The 17763-nt window shown below is 64.5% G+C and carries 14 protein-coding genes and 1 tRNA gene; 5 read left to right on the forward strand and 10 right to left on the reverse strand.

The genetic code is table 11. The features are described 5' to 3' along the window. Positions 1-140: 140 nt before the first annotated feature. From AU465_RS21140 to AU465_RS21175, 8 genes are all read right to left on the reverse strand, one after another. Complete coding sequence (locus tag AU465_RS21140) at positions 141-2210, reverse strand: 5'-nucleotidase C-terminal domain-containing protein (protein ID WP_192252402.1); 2070 nt, start codon at positions 2208-2210, stop codon at positions 141-143. Positions 2211-2400: 190 nt separating this feature from the next. Beyond that, entirely contained in the window at positions 2401-2772 is a 372-nt protein-coding gene (gene omp10 / locus AU465_RS21145; RefSeq protein WP_192252405.1) for an outer membrane lipoprotein Omp10, read from the reverse strand. Between the two features lie 188 nt (positions 2773-2960). Next, on the reverse strand, positions 2961-4406 hold the full coding sequence (locus tag AU465_RS21150) for a homospermidine synthase (RefSeq protein WP_192252408.1): 1446 nt from the start codon (positions 4404-4406) through the stop codon (positions 2961-2963). Positions 4407-4532: 126 nt separating this feature from the next. Further along, positions 4533-5468: a heme-dependent oxidative N-demethylase family protein gene (locus tag AU465_RS21155; protein ID WP_192252411.1), complete on the reverse strand. Its 936-nt coding sequence runs from the start codon at positions 5466-5468 to the stop codon at positions 4533-4535. Positions 5469-5509: 41 nt separating this feature from the next. Beyond that, the gene (locus AU465_RS21160; protein ID WP_192252414.1) at positions 5510-6172 is read right to left on the reverse strand and encodes an aminotransferase class IV family protein; all 663 of its coding nucleotides are present in this window, start codon (positions 6170-6172) and stop codon (positions 5510-5512) included. Beyond that, positions 6121-7266: an aminodeoxychorismate synthase component I gene (locus tag AU465_RS21165; protein WP_192252417.1), complete on the reverse strand. Its 1146-nt coding sequence runs from the start codon at positions 7264-7266 to the stop codon at positions 6121-6123. The genes AU465_RS21160 and AU465_RS21165 overlap by 52 nt, the downstream gene beginning before the upstream one ends. Before the next feature lie 158 nt (positions 7267-7424). After that, the gene (locus AU465_RS21170; RefSeq protein WP_192252420.1) at positions 7425-8138 is read right to left on the reverse strand and encodes a helix-hairpin-helix domain-containing protein; all 714 of its coding nucleotides are present in this window, start codon (positions 8136-8138) and stop codon (positions 7425-7427) included. Between the two features lie 360 nt (positions 8139-8498). Then, the gene (locus AU465_RS21175; protein WP_192252423.1) at positions 8499-10337 is read right to left on the reverse strand and encodes a M3 family oligoendopeptidase; all 1839 of its coding nucleotides are present in this window, start codon (positions 10335-10337) and stop codon (positions 8499-8501) included. 147 nt (positions 10338-10484) lie between these two features. On the opposite strand from AU465_RS21175, the gene AU465_RS21180 reads away from it, so the two are divergent. From AU465_RS21180 to AU465_RS21190, 3 genes are all read left to right on the forward strand, one after another. Continuing rightward, the gene (locus tag AU465_RS21180) at positions 10485-12026 is read left to right on the forward strand and encodes a sigma-54-dependent transcriptional regulator (RefSeq protein ID WP_192252426.1); all 1542 of its coding nucleotides are present in this window, start codon (positions 10485-10487) and stop codon (positions 12024-12026) included. A gap of 378 nt (positions 12027-12404) precedes the next feature. Further along, entirely contained in the window at positions 12405-14252 is a 1848-nt protein-coding gene (locus AU465_RS21185; RefSeq protein ID WP_192252429.1) for a peptidoglycan L,D-endopeptidase MepK, read from the forward strand. Positions 14253-14331: 79 nt separating this feature from the next. Next, a tRNA-Gln gene (locus tag AU465_RS21190) sits at positions 14332-14405 on the forward strand. A gap of 242 nt (positions 14406-14647) precedes the next feature. On the opposite strand, the gene AU465_RS21195 is transcribed toward AU465_RS21190, so the two are convergent. Beyond that, complete coding sequence (locus AU465_RS21195) at positions 14648-15286, reverse strand: 2-dehydro-3-deoxy-phosphogluconate aldolase (RefSeq protein ID WP_192252432.1); 639 nt, start codon at positions 15284-15286, stop codon at positions 14648-14650. 159 nt (positions 15287-15445) lie between these two features. Here AU465_RS21195 and trhO point away from each other — a divergent pair, with 159 nt between their 5' ends. Then, entirely contained in the window at positions 15446-16375 is a 930-nt protein-coding gene (gene trhO / locus AU465_RS21200; RefSeq protein WP_192252434.1) for an oxygen-dependent tRNA uridine(34) hydroxylase TrhO, read from the forward strand. Positions 16376-16392: 17 nt separating this feature from the next. Here trhO and AU465_RS21205 read toward each other — a convergent pair whose 3' ends face one another. Next, entirely contained in the window at positions 16393-16752 is a 360-nt protein-coding gene (locus AU465_RS21205) for a YybH family protein (protein WP_192252437.1), read from the reverse strand. Between the two features lie 195 nt (positions 16753-16947). Between AU465_RS21205 and AU465_RS21210 the strand changes: the two genes are divergently transcribed. Beyond that, a complete protein-coding gene (locus tag AU465_RS21210; protein WP_192252440.1) occupies positions 16948-17655 on the forward strand; it encodes a tellurite resistance TerB family protein in 708 nt (235 codons plus the stop codon). Positions 17656-17763 lie beyond the last annotated feature (108 nt).

Consider the following 17763-nt stretch of genomic DNA (forward strand, 5'->3'; position numbering starts at 1 on the left):
ATTGCTTTATGCGCCGCGAAACTAGCGATGCCGTGCCGGTTTTCAATGCTGCGTCTGGCCGCACCTTATCTCGTTCCAGCCCGAAAACGGAACACCCGCCCGGCATTGCCGGGCGGGTGCCAAGAACTCACGGGAAGAAACTACTTTGCGGCCGGCGGAATGGTGAGCGTGGCGCCGAGCGGCAGGCGGCGCGGCCTGAAGTCCTTGTTGGCCTCGGAGATCAGCTTCCATTTGGCGCCGTCGCCATAGTTCTTCTTGGCCAGGTCCCAGTAGGTGTCGCCGGCGGCTATCACATGGCTGGTCTCTGGGCTGGTCTCTGGGCTGGTCGCGGCCGGCTTGGCCTCGGTGGGCGCTGTCTCGGCAGGTTTTGCCGGTTCTGCCGCCGGGGCAGGGGCGGGGGTCGCTGGAGCAGTCTCAGCCGGCTTTGCGGTCTCCGCCGGAGCCGTCGTTGCCGGAGCGGTTTCGGCCGAAACGGTCGGCGGCGTGCCGGCGATATCGCCGGAATTGGACGGCAAAGCCGGCATTGCGGGCTCGGCGGCTGGTGCCGTCGTGGCAGGAGCAGTCTCGGCTGGCTTTGCCGGTTCAGCCGCAGTCGCCGTCGCGCCGACCTCGGTGATGCGCCCGTCGAGCTTCGGCGTATAAGGCCGGTGCGCGCCGAGATAGTCGGCCACCACCTGCTCCAGGCCCGGACCGTAGTCGTAGGCGTCGGTCGCCTTTTCGGCGAAGACCTTGTAGCCGTCGCCGCCTTGGCGGACATAGTTGTTGGTGGCGACGAGATACTGCTTGTCCGGATTGATCGGCGCCCAGGAGCCGTTCTCCATCACCTCGACGGATTTGACGCGGCCGGCATTGGGCGCGACCGACTTGTCGAAGGCGTATTTCAGGCCGGCCACCTGCGGGAAGCGGCCGGCGCCGTCCTCGATCTGGCTGAGGCCGTTTTCGAGACCGGCGACCAGATCCTTGCCGGAGATCTTGAACGTCGCCAGCGTGTTCTGGAACGGCAGCACCGTCAGCACCTCGCCCATCGTCACGGTGCCCTGGTCGATGGAGGCGCGCAGGCCGCCGCCGTTCGAGATGACGATCTCGACGCCCTGGCCCTTGACGCGGTCGAGGATGGCGTCGGAGACGAGATTGCCCATCTCGCATTCGCGGGCGCGGCAGTTCTCGCGGCTGCCGTCGATTGCCTTGGTGGTCTCGGCGACCTCCTTGTTCTTCAGCGCTTCGATGGGCGCGCCAAGCTCCTTGATGCGGGCGAGAACGGCGGGGTCGGGGGTGATCGACTTGTCGAGATAGATCGGATCGCCGCTAGCCGATTTGACGACGCCGTTGTCGTCGAAGACGACCTTGAACTCGCCGAGATATTTCGAATAGGACGCCGCCTGCACGACCGGCACCTTGGAGCCGTCGGGATTGTCGACCATCGTCGGATAAGGCCCCGCCGCCTTCGGATCGGTGTTCGACAGAAGCGTGTGGCTGTGGCCGCCCACGACCACGTCGATGCCGGGGATTTTCGCGATGACATCGCGCTCGCGGTTGTAGCCGATATGGGTGACCGCGATGATCTTGTTGATGCCTTGCGACTTGAGCTTCTCAACTTCGGCCGTGATCGACTTGACGTCGTCCGCGATGGCGATGTTGGGGCCGGGCGAGGCGAGTTCCGGCGTGTCGTTGGTGACGGCGCCGACGATGCCGATCTTCTGGCCGCCGACCTCGACAACGATCGACGGCTTGATCTTGCCGTTGGCACCGGACTTATCGTTGGGCACGACATTGGCGCTGACGACGGGGAACTTCGCCTTGTCGAGGTAAGGCACCAGCGCGCTTTCGCCATCGTCGAATTCATGGTTGCCGAGCGTCACCGCGTCGGGTTTGATCTGATTGAGGAATTCCTCCTCCGCGGCACCCTTGTACGTGATGTAGAACAGCGATCCCTGGAAGCTGTCGCCGGCATTGAGCAGCAGCACGTTCTGGCCTTCGAGCTTCTTGCGCTCCTGCGCGATAGCGGTGACCAGCCGGCCCGCGCCGCCGATGCATTCGCCCTTGGTCTCTTCCTCGGCGGAACAGGTCGACTCGTATTTGTTGTTGCCTTCGATGCGGCTATGCCAATCGTTGAAATGCAGGATGTTCAGCGTGTAGTCGGCGAAGGATGCTCCGGCCGACAGGCCAATCATCGAGGCAGACAGGGCTAGAATGGCGGCAATCTTCTTCATCTTCGTCTCCCGGATAAGCTGACCTGAAGTGCTTAATGCCCTCGCTTGACTGGAAAATAACAGTCAGCTGCGGGTCATGTTCACATCGCGTTTTGGTCGATGCAAGCGGAAATCGGGAGGAGGTTTGCCGGCACAAAAAAGGACGGCGGCTCGCGCCGCCGACCCCAACAAGATTGATGTCAGACTATGCTCAGGCGCGGCGCGTCAGCACGAAGTTCTGGCCGCTGGCACTGGTGCAGTTGAGCTGGCTGGTCGAGACCATGAGGCAGTTGAAGCTGACCGGCGTCTGGCGGATCAGCGACGTGCCGTGGATCTCGACCGAGGTCGGTCCGGTCATGGTGTAGCTGCCTTCGGACAGCTTCTGGCCGGTATCGGTCGCGACAGTGGTGAAGCTGCCGGCCGTGAAGGTCGACAGGCCAGTGCCCTTGGCGTCGATCCAGTTCCCCTCGACGCCTTTGGGCGCCGCTGAAATCGGCTCGGAAGGGCCGGTCGTGGTGCAGGCGGCAGCGGCCAGAAGGCTTGCCGCGGCGCCTGCCGTAAGCAATTTGCGCGCAATGGTCATTTGAAAAATCCTCTCCTCTCGCATCGGCCCGAAAATCGCTTTCCGATTTTCGGAAAGCACGATGCGTTCATTAAAGTGCTAGAGCGTACTTTGTGCGTCCGAATGGACGCACGTCGCTCTAGGCCGCTTCATTTCAATCGCCCGATTTCCGGGCGATTGCAAGGTGGAGAGAGATACCGGCAGAGCCGCTATCGCACCAGGATGTTGCGGAACTGCCACGGGTCGTCCTTGTCCATATCCTCGGGGAAAAGGCCGGGGCGATTATCCAGCGGCGTCCAGTCGGTGTAATAGCCCCTGACCGGCCCGAGATAGGGAAACTGCACCTCCAGGCAGCGCCTGAAATCCATCTCGTCGGCCTCGACGATGCCGGCCATCGGATTTTCCAGCGCCCAGACCATGCCGGCGAGCACCGCCGAGGTGACCTGCAGGCCGGTGGCGTTCTGGTAGGGCGCGAGCTTGCGCGCCTCGGCCAGCGACAGCTGCGAGCCGTACCAGTAGGCGTTCTTGTCGTGGCCGTAAAGCAGCACGCCGAGCTCGTCGACGCCGTCGACCAGCTCGTTCTCGTCGAGCACATGATGCACGGGCTGCGCCTTGCCGGCGGCGCCGAACATCTCGTGCAACGACAGCACGGCGTCGTTGCAGGGATGGTAGGCATAGTGGCAGGTTGGGCGGTAGTTCACCTTGCCCTTCTTGCCGCGCACGGTGAAGAAATCGGCGATCGAGATCGCCTCGTTGTGCGTCACCAGGAAGCCGTATTGCTCACCCGGCGTCGGGCACCACGAGCGCACGCGCGTGTTGGCGCCGGGCTGCTCCAGATAGATCGCCGCCTGCGAGCCGTTGTTGTGCTTCCTGCCGTTCTTCGGCATCCAGTTCTCGTGCGTGCCCCAGCCGAGCTCGGCGGGCTGCAGGCCTTCCGAGATAAAGCCCTCGACCGACCAGGTGTTCCAGAACACGTCCATCGGCTTCGGCTTCTTGGTGCGCTGGGTATCGCGCTCGGCGATGTGGATGCCCTTGACGCCGGCCTTTTTCATCAGCTTGGCCCAACCGTCGCGGTCGTGCTCCGCGGGCACCACAAATTCGAGCCCGAGGTCGGTGGCGAGGTTGACCAGCGCCTGTTTGACGAACCACGAGACCATGCCTGGATTGGCGCCGCAGCAGGAGATCGCGGTGGTGCCACCCGGGGCCTTTTCCTTCTCCAGGCGCACGCTCTCGCGCAGCGCATAGTTGGTGCGCGAGGCGTTGTCGGCCTTGGCGTCGAAATAGAAGCCGAGCCAGGGTTCGACGACCGTGTCGATGTAGAGCACGCCGAGCTTGCGGCAGAGCTTCATCAGCTCGAGCGAGGAGGTGTCGACCGACAGGTTGACGCACATGCCCTGGCCGCCGCCATTGGTAAGCAACGGGGTCAAAAGCTTCTTGTAGTTCTTCTTGGTCACCGCATCCTGAACGAAGGTGATACCGCGCTCGTCGAGCAGTCTGCGGTCGGTGTCGCGCGGGTCGATGACCGCCATGCGCGACTTGTCGAACTTGAAATGGCGTTCGATCAGCGGCAGCGTCCCCCGCCCGATCGAGCCGAAGCCGATCATCACGACAGGGCCGGTGATTTCACCGTAAACGGGCCAGTTTTCATTCGCCATTTTTTCGGACACTCCTTCAAATACATGCAAAATCCGGGCGTTTCCGCCCGAAGCGCTACACCACAGATCATTGTCATAAACCAGCGAAAAGCGCCAACCGCCGGCTAAGTCGCAATGGCGGCGTGGTTAAGCCGCCTTGGCCATGCCGTCGAGGAAGGCAACCAGCCGGTCGCGGTCGGCAGCCAGGCCCTTGTAGTCGAGCTGCGCCTGGTCGAGCGCGTTGAGCTGCCCGGCAAAAGATACCGCAAGCGTCGCCCTGTCAGGGTGCCGGACAAGCACGGCCAGCGGATCGAGATGGATGCGGATGGTGAAGAGGATGTCGCGCGAGACCGGCAGCTTGCGCAGCGTCTGGCGCTCGACTCGGATGAAGGCGTTGGCGTTGATGTCGCCGTCGGGGAAGCGCGTCGGGCGGTTGGTGGCGCGGTCGATGCGCTGGATGTTGGAGAGCGGATGATAGAGCGCGTCGCCCGCCTGGATCGACCAGTTGAAGCGCTCGACCGCCTGACCCTGCAGGCCGTCGAACATGCGGTTGATGACCTCGGCGGGCCGGGTGCCGGGGCCGAAGCCCGGCACCGGCGCGTGGATCTGTTGCAGCGGCTTGCCGAATTTTTCCTGAAGCGACCAGGACGAGGGGAAGCAGAGCGAGCCGGCGGCCAGCCGCCAGCCGTCATCGCCGCGGCGCATCAGGATCAGATCTTCCTGGACGAGCAGCGAGGCGTTTACGAGTGGCGCTTCGCGCAGGGCGGGAGCCAACTTTTCGAGCGCTCCTTCGAAGCCGATCACCTCGATATCCGGGCCCTTGCGGTGATGGGTGCCGGAATGCCTTGCCGCCAGATGCGCGACGAGCAGTTCCAGCACCTCGCGCTGCGCGGCGCGGGTGCCGTCTTCCTCGACAAAGACCTTTTCCGGGATTTCCTTATAAAGCCGCAGCTTCTCGATGAGATGCGGCAAAAGGAATTCGTCGACCTCGATCCAGCGATCGAATTCAAGTGGCTTCAGCCCGATCGTGAAGAGTTTGGAGGACCCGTCATAGGGCGTATGGGTCGGTTGGCGAATGGTCATGCCTGCCTGGGTGCTATCCAGTTTGATGTCTTCAGCCTCAATCAGCCGAGTTGCGCCGGGATCAGCCCGCGCAGCGAATTGCCGACGAAGATCGCCTTCGCGGACTTCAGATCGTCGAAGGTGTAGATCGCTTCCACGGCGCGGCCTTCGTCCAGAAGCGTGCCGCGCAATATCCCAGGCAGCAGGCCGCAATCAAGTCTTGGCGTCGCCAGCACGCCGTCGCCGAAGTCGGCAAAGAGGTTGGTGATGGTGCCTTCGCAGAGTTCGCCGCGCTCGTTGGCGAGCAGCACCTCGTCGGCGCGGGTGGCGAGATACTCGGCGCGCGCCCGCTGGTAGGTTTCGCGCCGGCTGGTCTTGTGGCGCAGCAGCGTGTCGCCGGAATCGAGCCGGACCCGCGCCAGCTGCAGCCGCCACACCTTGCCGGCGGGCAGCGGTTCGTAAGGCTGCGCGGACGCTGTCGCCTTGCCATTGCGCTGCAGGGCGAGGCGGGTGCGCATGGCGATCTGCCGGCCGCCGACCGCGCTCGCCAGCGTCTCGCCGACCCGTTGCGGGTCGCAGGCAAAGCCGAGCTCCGCCGCCGAGGCATAAAGCCGCGCGAGATGGCGGTCGAAGCGCAGGAAGCCCGAGCCGGGTTCCCAGCGCATGGTCTCGATCAGCTCGAAGTCGGCACCGTTCCCGTCGCGAAGCGCGCTTTCAGAAGACACTCCCGATACTCCTCATCGGCCGTCGAATCGAAGACGACGCCGCCGCCGACATTGTAGACGGCCTCGCCATCGGCAAAGAGCGAGATGGTGCGGATCGCCACCGAAAAACGCATTGTGCCGCCGGGGGCGACCCAGCCGATGGCGCCGCAATAGACGTCGCGCGGCACGCCTTCCAGATCGTGCAGGATCTCCATGGCGCGGATTTTTGGCGCACCGGTGATCGAGCCGCAAGGGAAGAGCGCGGCAAAGACCTGGCGGATGCCGATACCCGGCAAGAGTTTCGCCCGCACCCGGCTCACCATCTGGTGCACCGTCGGGTAGGTCTCGATGCGGAACAGCTCCGGCACCTCCAGCGTGCCGACCTCGCTGATCAGCGAAATGTCGTTGCGCAGGAGGTCGACGATCATGCGGTTCTCGGCCTGGTTCTTCTCGTCGTTGCGCAGGAACGCCTTCAGCCGCGCGTCCTCGGCCCTGGTCGCGCCGCGCGGCGCCGTGCCCTTCATCGGGTGCGTCTCGATCATGCCGTCCGCACCGATCTCGAAGAAGAGTTCCGGCGAGCGCGACAGCACGACCGGATCGCCGAGCGCGATCAGCGCGCCGTATTTCACCGGCTGGCGCTCGGTCAGCGCGTCGAAGGCGGCAAGCGGATCGCCGGACCATTGCGCATGGACCGGAAAGGTCAGATTACCCTGGTAACAATCGCCCTTGCGGATATGGTCGTGGAGGCGCGCAAAGCGAACGGCATAGTCCTCGGCGGACCATCTCGCCCTGGCGTCGAAGATCGGTCCGTTGCTGTCGGGGCCTGAACTCTTTCGCACGGCCTGCTCGAGCGGCGCGTCGAAGACGCCGAGACAGATCAGCGGCGCGCGGCGGCCCTCGGGGAGCAATGGCACCAGCTTCGGCTCGAGCAGATAGCCGGCCTCATAGGAGAAATAGCCAGCCAGCCATTTGCCGGCGTCGGATGCGGCTTGAGCTGCTTCGATCGCCGGCGTGAACTCATCCGCGCCGCGCGCGACAATGATCTCGCGCGGCCTGTCGAAGGCGAGCTGCCTGCCGGTCTCGTCGTTGCGGAAGATGGCGGAAGGCAGGGACATAAGCCTCGGATGCGGTCAATTAAGTCGATCGCTCTATATGGGGGCTGGGGCAGGCGCAATCGAGAGAACGGCGTCGGGCGGCGCAAAGGCGTCTGGCCCAAGAGAAAGGCGGCGTCCGCAACGGGCGCCGCCTTGCGCTGGCCATTGTCGATGCGGGATCAGGTGTTGCTGGCGGTGCCTGCCGTCGGGAACCGGCGGGCGAATTCCGCCTCGTCGCCCGCGGCCAGCAATTTCGCCTGCTCGATCCATTTCTCGCGCGCGATGCGGCCGTCGAAATTGAGCACCTCCTCGATGCGCTTGACGTCGGCATCGGTCCAGGCGGCGATCTGGGCGTAGGTCGTGACGCCCTGACCCTTGAGCAGCTTTTCGTTGACCGGGCCGATGCCGATCAGGCGGCGCAGATTGTCGGCCTTGCCGCCAGCCGCTTTGCCCGATGCCGGCGCGGCCTTCTTTGCCGCCGCCTTGGGGGCTTCCGTCCTCGCAGCCGGCTTGGGCGCGGCGGTCGACTTGGCTGCCGGTTTTGCGGCGGCGGATTTGGCGGTGGCGGGCTTTGCCGCCGCCTTGGAAGGCGCGGATTTTGCCTTTGCCGGTGTCGACATCAACGCCGCCGGCGTCGGGGCGGAGGCCTTCGCGGCGCCAGACGCGGCTGGCGCATCACGCAGCTTGCGTTCGAGATCGGCGCGGGCGCGGACACACGCGTCGAGCTCGCCGGTCAGGCGGTCCGCATCGGCGCGAAACCGGTCGCGTTCGCCCTTCGCGCGGTCGAGGTCGCCGCGCAGGCTGTCGAGCTCGCCGCGCAGCCGGCCCCAGAGGAACCAGCCAACCAAAACACCCACAACGAACGCCAGGAGCATGTAGAAGAAAGTGCTCATTTCCCTCTCCAGTCCGATCGGGCGGCCGCGGCCCGGAGTGGCGGGCTTGCCGCAGGGATCGTCAATCGTTCCACGCTCGGCGGAACAGCCGCTTCAATCGAGCCGTCGGCGCTTGGCTCTCCTCCGGCTGTGGCCGACGGCCATCATCACATTCGCCGAAGCAACGCTAGGACCGTCTCTGGCCTTGGCGTTGCGTCCGGCTGAGCTTGGGGCCGGACGCTAGCATACGGCTTGCGGAAAGCTAATTGAAAAATGCGGTCTAGAGTTATTGAAGAACAGGTATTTAGGCTGAGAATAGAGCCGCCATAATATGCGTTTCGGCTAAATTATTCTGGTCTATGCCGCCGGGCGAAACGCCCGTCATTTGTCGAGCGCTTCCAGCTCGTCGATCAGGGCGCCGATCACGCCAAGGCCGATCTGCCAGAAGGCAGGATCGGTGGCGTCCAGGCCGAAGGGCGCCAGAAGCTCGGAGTGATGCTTGGTGCCGCCGGCGCGCAGCATCTCGAAATACTTCTCCTGAAAGCCGCGCTCGGCATTCTGGTAGACGGCATAGAGCGAGTTCACCAGGCAATCGCCGAAGGCATAGGCGTAGACGTAGAAGGGCGAGTGGATGAAATGCGGGATGTAGGTCCAGAAGACCTCGTAGCCGTCGCGCAGCTTGATCGCCGGCCCCAGGCTCTCTGCCTGCACTTCCAGCCAGAACTGGCCGAGCCTGTCCGAGGTCAACTCGCCGTTGCGGCGCTCGGCATGCACCTTGCGCTCGAACTCGTAGAACGCGATCTGGCGCACGACGGTGTTGATCATGTCCTCGACCTTCTGGGCGAGCATCGCCTTGCGCTCGCGCTTGTCGGAGGTCTGGTCGAGCAGCGAGCGGAAGGTCAGCATCTCGCCGAAGACCGAGGCCGTCTCGGCCAGCGTCAGAGGGGTCGAGGCCATCAGCGCGCCCTGGCCGGCGGCCAGCACCTGGTGGACGCCGTGACCGAGCTCATGCGCCAGCGTCATCACGTCGCGCGGCTTGCCCATATAGTTGAGCAGCACGTAAGGGTGAGCCGAAGGCACCGTCGGATGGGCGAAGGCGCCCGGCGACTTGCCGGGCCGTACAGGCGCATCGATCCATTTGCGGTTGAAGAAGGTCCGCGCGATTTCCGCCATCTCCGGCGAAAAGCGCTGGTAGGCCGACAGTACCGTGTCCCTGGCGTCGTCCCAGCGGATCACCGCTTGCGGGGTCTCGGGCAGGGGCGCGTTGCGGTCCCAATGGTTCATCACTTCCATGCCGAGCCAGCGCGCTTTCATCTGATAATAGCGGTGCGACAGCCGCGGATAGGCCTCGCGCACTGCGGCCGCCAAAGCATCGACCACGCCGCGCTCGACGCGGTTGGCGAGATGGCGTGAATCGGCGATGTCCTCGAAGCCGCGCCAGCGGTCGGAAATTTCCTTGTCCTTGGCGAGCGTGTTGGTGATGAGCGTGAAGGTGCGCAGGTTCTTGCGGAAGGTCGCGGCAAGCGCCTCGGAAGCGCGGCGTCGCACTTCGCCATCGGCGTCCTGCAGCCGGTTCAGCGCCGGCTCCAGCGTCAGCTCCTCGCCGTCGACATCGAAGCGCAAGTCGGTCATCGTCTCGTCGAACAGGCGGTTCCAGGCGCCACGTCCGGTGACCGATTTTTCATGGAACAGCTGCTCGACCCGATCCTCGAGCTGGTAGGGCTTGTCCTTCCTGAGGTCGAGCACCCAGGGCCGGTAATGGGCGAAGGCCGCGTCGGCCGCAAGCGCGCTTTCGATCACCGCGTCGTCGATCAGGTTGAGCTCCAGCGCGAAGAACAAAAGATGCGCGCTGGCATCGGTCATCTTCTCCTGGACGTCGCCATAGAGCTTGGCGCGCTGCGGATCGGCGGTGTTGCCGGCATAGACCAGCCCGGCATAGGAGACGATGCGGCCGATCAGTTCCTCCAGCGCCTCGTAAGCCTTCAGCGCCTCGCCGAGCCGGCCGGCGGTGCCGCGCTCGGCCTCGGCGGCCAAAGTGCCCTTCCAGCGGGCTTCGAAGGCAATGGCGTCGCTTGCGGCCCGGGCGATATCGCGCTTCAGCTCCGGCGCTTCCATGCCGGAGTAGAGATCGGCGAGATTCCACTCCGGCAGGTCGCCGAGCTCCGCCGCGCCCTGGCCAGACGCTGGCGCCGCAAGCCGCCGACCAAACATCATGCGCATCAACACAATACCTTCTTTAAAATCAACGGGAGAGGAGAAGCCGGTCAAATCCTAAGGAATTCGTTCACCGGGTTTTTTGAAACCTTATTTAGAACCCTGTGCCAAGATGATCCATGGGGATTTATCGGGCGGATAATTCAAACAGTCATGACAGGTTCCATACTCATAGTCGATGACGATCCCGTGCAGCGCAGGCTGCTCGAGGCGGCGGTGACGAAATTTGGCCACAGCGCCATCGTCACCGACGGCGGCGAGGCGGGCCTCGATGTGCTCGACGGGCCTAACGCGCGTGATGTTTCGGTCGTCATCCTCGACCTCGTCATGCCCGGTCTCGACGGCATCGGCGTGCTGAAGACGATGCGCGAGCGCGCCATCAACGTGCCGGTCATCGTGCAGACCGCGCAGGGCGGCATCGAGACCGTCGTCTCGGCCATGCGCCACGGCGCTTTCGATTTCGTCGTCAAACCGGCCTCGCCCGACCGGCTGCAGACATCAATTTCCAATGCCTTGAAGGTCGAGGCGGTCGAGGACGAGGTGAAGCGCACGTCGCGGCGGCGCGGCGGTCATCTCACCTTCAAGGACTTGATCACCCACAGCCCGGCGATGGACCGGGTGATCCGCCTCGGGCAGAAGGCGGCGGCCTCCAACATCCCGATCCTGATCGAAGGCGAATCGGGCGTCGGCAAGGAGCTGGTGGCGCGCGCCATCCAGGGCAGCGGCGACCGCCGCTCGAAACCCTTCGTCACCGTCAATTGCGGCGCCATCCCCGACAATCTCGTCGAATCGATCCTGTTCGGCCACGAGAAGGGCTCGTTTACCGGCGCCACCGACAAGCACACCGGCAAATTCGTCGAGGCGCATTCGGGCACGCTGTTCCTGGACGAGATAGGCGACCTGCCGCTCGACGTCCAGGTCAAGCTGCTGCGCGCCGTGCAGGAGGGCGAGGTCGATCCGGTCGGCGGCCGTTCGACCGTCAAGGTCGACATCCGGCTGATCTCGGCGACGCACCGCAACCTTTTGCAGCAGGTCAAGGACGGCAAATTCCGCGAGGACCTGTTCTACCGGCTGAACGTCTATCCGATCTTCGTGCCGCCGCTGCGCGACCGGCGCGAGGATATCCCCTATCTGGTCAGGCACTTCATGGAGAAGGTCGCGCCGGCCGATCCGCGCCACCGCCTCAGCGGCATATCGGCCAAGGCCCTGGCGATGCTGCAGGCCTATGACTGGCCGGGCAACATCCGCCAGCTGGAAAATGCGGTGTTCCGGGCGTCCGTGCTCGCCGAGGGCGAATTGCTCACCGAAGAGGAATTCCCGCAAATCCGCGCGCAGGTCGAAGGCACGGTGAAGCTGGAAGCTGAGCCCGCGTCGGCCGCCGCACTGGTCGCGGACGAGCCGCAGGCGGGCGAACAAGCCGCCCCCGGCGGAGCCGCGGCAGCCTTGCACGAGGCCGAGGCGCCGGCGCGGCTCCAGCCTCGCTTCGGCACGCTCAGGGCCTTGGACGAGCGCGGCAATGTGCGGGCGCTGGCCGATGTCGAGCTCGAAATGATCAAGCTTGCGATCGACCACTATAACGGCCAGATGAGCGAGGTGGCGCGCCGCCTTGGCATCGGGCGCTCGACGCTCTACCGCAAGTTGAAGGAATATGGCATTGACCCCGAAGCGGGTCGTCTCGACCGGCTTGCCTCCTGAGACGCAAGCCCCAACCCAGCTTGCCCGTTTAAATCTTGAGTCAAATCGTCGCTTGTCGGTCGGGAAGGCGCTGTTTTCAGTGGCTTGCCTGCCGGCGATCACGCATTAAGGCAAACGGTAACAGATCGTGTTTCGGTCCAAACCGAATTCTTGATCTAAACCAGTGATTTACCACGAAACACGGTGCATCATTTTTGACTGGATATCGCCACGGTGTTACCGCATTTCGGCTTCAATAAGCGATGATTAACCATTAGGATCGATATTCGGATGTGAGAACCACGCATCCGTTTGGGCAAATCCGGGGACAAACGGCAGCCTGCAAGGCCTTTTGATTTGAACCAAGTCGAACGACACACAGACGGGCGGCATTTTCACATGAGCGTCTGGCCGAGGTGGCTGACGTTTGTGATTTTGGCCGTCGGGTTCCTCTCGGCAGCCGTCTCCGGCGCGAAGGCCGAAATCCGTTCGTTGAAGCTCTATCACCTGCACACGCACGAAAAGGCCGAGATCGTCTACAAGCGCAACGGCCGCTACGACCCTGAAGGCCTGCGCAAGATCAACATCATCCTGCGCGACTGGCGCCGCAACGAGCCGACCAAGATGGATCCGCGGCTGCTCGACCTGGTGTGGGAAGCCTATCGGCAAAGCGGAGCGACCGACTATATCCAGGTCGTCTGCGGCTATCGCTCGCCGTCCACCAATGCGATGCTGCGCAGCCGCAGCCGCGGTGTCGCCGAGAAAAGCCAGCACATGCTCGGCAAGGCGATGGACTTCTATATTCCCGGCGTGCCGCTGAAGAAGCTGCGCAACATCGGCCTCAAGATGCAGGGCGGCGGCGTCGGCTACTATCCGAATTCCGGTTCTCCGTTCGTCCACATGGATGTAGGCAATGTCCGCCACTGGCCGGGCATCAGCCGTCAGGAATTGGTCAGCCTGTTCCCGAACGGCAAGACGCTGCACGTGCCGAGCGACGGCCGGCCGCTGCCGGGCTATGAGCAGGCTGTGGCCGCTTACAAGGCGCGCAAAGGCGCGGGCACCCCCAATATCGAGCTGGCAAGCGCCGGCGGGTCGACCAAGCGGTCCGGCGGGCTGCTTGCGGCCTGGTTCGGCGGCGGCGACGACGAGGCCGACGACAGCGCCGATGTCGCAAGCGCCCAGCCCGCGCCCCAGCCGAAAGCTGTGAAGCAGGTGGCGGCGGCCAAGAGCGGCAATCTGCCGGGCATCGCGATCGTCTCGCCGCAGGACGCCAAGCGCGCCAACGTCCCGCAGATCGCGGATGACAGCACCGACGATTCGCAGCCGCCGCGGGACACGCCTGAGACCATCATCGCCGCGCTGCCTCCGAAGGAGGTTCCGCTGCCCGCCTTCGCGCCGAGGCCGAAGGCCGATGTCGGCCAGCAGACGCCTGAAAACGTGCCGTTCGCCGTGGCGGACGCCTCGGCCACGGCCGAGCAGGCGGTGGCGACGGCGCATGCTCCGGCCAATGTGCCCTTCGGCATGGCCGATGCCACCGGCGCGGCGCAGGCCGCGGCCGATCCCGCGCAGGTGGCTGTCAACAACATCCCGCTACCGACTTGGCGTCCCGATCGTTCGACGCCGGCCGAGCTCGTCTCCAAGGACAAGAACGTGCTGCTGGCGCTGGCGGAAACCGCCTCGCAGGATAAGAGTGCGACCGACGCCTTCTCGGTGTTGCCGACCGCGCGGCCCGACGCGGGCAAGCCGGATGAGATCAAGGCTGTGCTCGAGCAGGCCAGCGCAACCACCGTGGCCGGCGCGAGCGGGGCCGAATATGAGGTCGCTTCGCTGACGGCGCCGGAGCCGCGCTCGGCGTTCAACGATCCGTCGGGGCTCGATGCCGCCTCGCCGCGTGAAGCCATCGCCGCCCGTCCGGCCGGCACCGATCCGGCGCAGGCGATCGGCGCCGGCGTGAAGACGACTCGCAAGGAGGCCAGGGCTTCCGCCAGCGACATGCGGCCTGAGCCGAAGGCGATGGTGGTGGCGGCGCCGCCGCAGGCAGCGCGCTGGGCGCTCGGCAGCGGCGAGAACATCGCCGCCGTTTCCGATCCGACGACGGCGCCGCGCTATGCGTATAACATCGTGCACACGCCGCCGAGCGAGGTCTACACGGCCGGATTCCAGACGGATCCCCAGGTGCCGGACGCCAGCCGGTTTACCGGTAACGCCGTGAAGTTCCTTTCGGTCGCCCGCTTCCAGACGAAATAGCGAGCCTGTACCGCAAAAGCCGCGCTGGACAACAGCGCGGTTTTTGCCTCTCATGCGTGCTTGCCTTGACCTCCCGATCTCCCGCTTCGTCTAATGGTAGGACAGCGCCCTTTGAAGGCGTGAATCGTGGTTCGAATCCATGAGCGGGAACCAGTCGGCCGCCGCAGTTTCCGGCTTGTCATGGCCTATGGCAGCTCAAAGACGGCGCTCAATGCCATCACGGTGACCTTCGCCAGGGAGCGTGCGCCGCGCGCCGCTCCCGGTTACAGCGACGGATCTCAATGGAAATAGAGCTCACCGCCGGCGGCCGAGATCGTCGTGCGCCTCGCCATGCTCGATTTTGGCGGGCCGACCGGTGGCTATTTCGATCAGAACGGTCCGGTGCCTTGGGCGAACTATTTGACGAGCTTACTCGCCTCACGCGCCAGCGCTTCGATCTCATCCCATTTGCCGGCCTTGATGAGATCGTCGGGAGCGACCCAGGAGCCGCCGACGCAGATCACATTGGGCAGGTTGAGATAGTCGGCGGCGTTCTTGGCCGTTATGCCGCCGGTCGGGCAAAACTTCACGTCGGCGAGCGGCGAGGCAAAGGCCTTCAATGAAGCGATGCCGCCCGACTGCTCGGCCGGGAAGAACTTCAGGAAACGCAGGCCCGCTTCGCGGGCGGCCATTATTTCGCCGGGCGTGATGGCGCCGGGCAGCAGCGGCACCGGGCTGTCCTTCGCCGCGTCCAGGAGCTGGCTCGTAATACCGGGGCTGACGATGAATTTCGAGCCGGCGGCTGCTGCCTCGTCGAATTGCTTCACATCGAGAATGGTGCCGGCGCCAACGATTGCGTCCTCGACCTCGGCCGCGACGCGGCGGATCGCTTCCAGCGCGTCGGCGGTGCGCAGCGTGATCTCGATCGCCGGCAGGCCGCCGCGCGAAAGCGCGCGGGCGAGCGGCACGGCGTCAGCGACATTGGCGATCTTGAGCACCGGGATGACTGGCTGGCCGTTGAGGAGTGACAGGAGCTTTTCGGTCTTGCTGGTCATTGGCTTGTCTCTCCGTTCCGATCGATTTCAACCGATTAGCAGAAGGGGTATCCCAAGTCCACGAAGGCAGGCGTGTCGCGATGTCACGCAGGGATCGCAGCACCGGCCCGAATTTCCTCCGCCTTGAAACCGCTTTCACCACGGTCTAGTGGCATAGCCATGACAACAAGCAGAGAAATTCAGCCAGTCCGCGTCGCCGCGCTTTACAAATTCACGCGGCTCGACGGGTACGAGGCTTTGCGCGCGCCGATCGCCGCCTTCTGTTGCGGACGCGGCATCAAGGGCACGCTGCTTCTGGCGCATGAGGGCATCAACGGCACGGTGGCCGGCAGCGAGGAAGCGCTCGCCGCCTTGATCGACCACCTCCAGGCAATCGAAGGGCTGGCCGGGATGGAGGTGAAATACAGCAGCGCCGCCGACATGCCGTTCCACCGCATGAAGGTGCGGTTGAAACGCGAGATCGTCACCATGGGCGTCGACGATCTCGATCCGGCGACCAGCGCCGGCACCTATGTCGCGCCGGCCGATTGGAATGCGCTGATCTCGGATGCCGACACGTTGGTGATCGACACGCGTAACGCCTATGAAGTGTCGATCGGCACCTTCAAAGGCGCGGTCGATCCGCGAACCGCCAGCTTTCGCAAATTTCCGGCCTGGGTCGAGCAGCACCGCGACGAGCTCGAAGGCCGCAAGGTGGCGATGTTCTGCACCGGCGGCATCCGCTGCGAGAAGGCGACGGCTTATGTGAAGTCGCTGGGCTTCAAGCACGTCTTCCATCTCAAAGGCGGCATCCTGAAATATCTCGAAGAGGTGCCGGCCGAAGAGAGCCTGTGGCAGGGCGAATGCTTCGTCTTCGACGAGCGGGTATCGGTGTCGCATGGGCTGGCCGAAGGTGAAGCCGAGCTCTGCCGCGCCTGCCGGCATCCGCTGACCGTTGAAGACCGGCTCTCGCCGAAATACACGGCTGGCGTTTCGTGCCCGCGTTGCTCCGAGGCGCGTTCGGACGAGGACCGCGCCCGCTATGCCGAGCGTCACCGCCAGGTGGAACTGGCGCAGGCGCGGGGCACCAGGCGCCACATCGGAAGCTGAGGCGTGTTGTTGGAAGCTCAGGTCACCGAATAGCGGTCGATCACCCAGAGCCACGTCCCGTCGTTCTGACGGCGGGCGACCTCGGTCGTTATGCCGCCATCGGGCAGCTTCGTCGATGTGAGCGCCAGATTGCCGTTGACGAGGGCAGGGCGTCGCTCGCCACGCTGGAATTTGAGACCTGTGGCGAAACTTTTCTCGAAGAGCCCGCAGATTGCTTCCCGGCCGCGGGTCAATTCGCCTGCACCGCTGTCGACGACGGCGTCCGGCTCGAAAAGCGCCAGCATGCCCTCGATATCGCCGGCCCATTGCCGCTCGATCAGCATGCGCTCGAGATCCTGGGGATCGCGCGCCGGTTCGCGGCTTGCTGCGTCCGACATTGAAATTGCCCCTTCGAAAACTGTCCGCGATCTTAGTCGAAGTGCCGGTTGCGTTCGACACCTGGGCTTCCGCCCCAATGCCGGCAGCGGGCTAAAACATCCGTCCGTCATTGTAATGTCAACGCACGGGGCCTACGTCTTGCCGGTCCGAAACCCGCCCGGGCGCATTCGGCCGGGCCAATTCTGGAGGCATTGATGCTCGACCCCAAGAAGCTGCTCGACGACCTTCTCGGTTCGCAAATTCCCGGCACGGGATCGACCGTTCGCGACAAGGCGGGGCAGGCGGTGCAGATGGCGAAGGACAATCCGCTCGCCGCCGGCGCGCTGGCCGCGGTGCTGCTCGGCACCGGCACCGGACGGCAGGTGACGGGCGCCGCCATCAAGCTCGGCGGCCTGGCAGCGATCGGCGGCCTCGCCTACAAGGCCTACCAGAACTACAAGAACGGCGCCGAGCCGACGCAGGCGCCGGCCGCAAGCGAGCCGGAACTGCTGCCGCCGCCGGCCGACACTGCCTTCCATCCCTCGCAGGCGCCGCAAGGCGAGGCCGAATTCTCGCTGACGCTCGTGCGGGCGATGATCTCGGCCGCCAAGGCGGACGGCCATGTCGATGACGAGGAGCGACAGAAGATAGCCGACAAGCTCAAGCTTGCCGGCATCGGTGCGGAAGCGGAAAAGTTCCTGATGGCCGAGCTCGAACGTCCGCTCGATCTCGACACGCTGGTCGCGGGCGCCAAGACCGATGCGCAGAAGCTCGAACTCTACACAGCCTCGCGCCTCACCATCGATCCCGACACCCGCACCGAGCGCGGCTATCTCGACCTGCTTGCCGGCCGCCTCGGCCTGCCGGACGCCTTGGTCGATCATGTCGAGGCGACGGTTTCGGCGGCAAAGGCCCCGGCTTGAACCGCGCCCAATCCGCGCTGGTAAATCCGGGTTGGTAAACGCGCCTGTGGCATCCTGCTGATCGTTAATCTTTCGTTAACCCAGCAAGCGCATCATTCTAAGCAGTCG

Origin of the sequence: Mesorhizobium silamurunense, from assembly GCF_014843905.1 — a bacterium.
In the GTDB taxonomy this organism is placed as follows: domain Bacteria; phylum Pseudomonadota; class Alphaproteobacteria; order Rhizobiales; family Rhizobiaceae; genus Mesorhizobium; species Mesorhizobium silamurunense.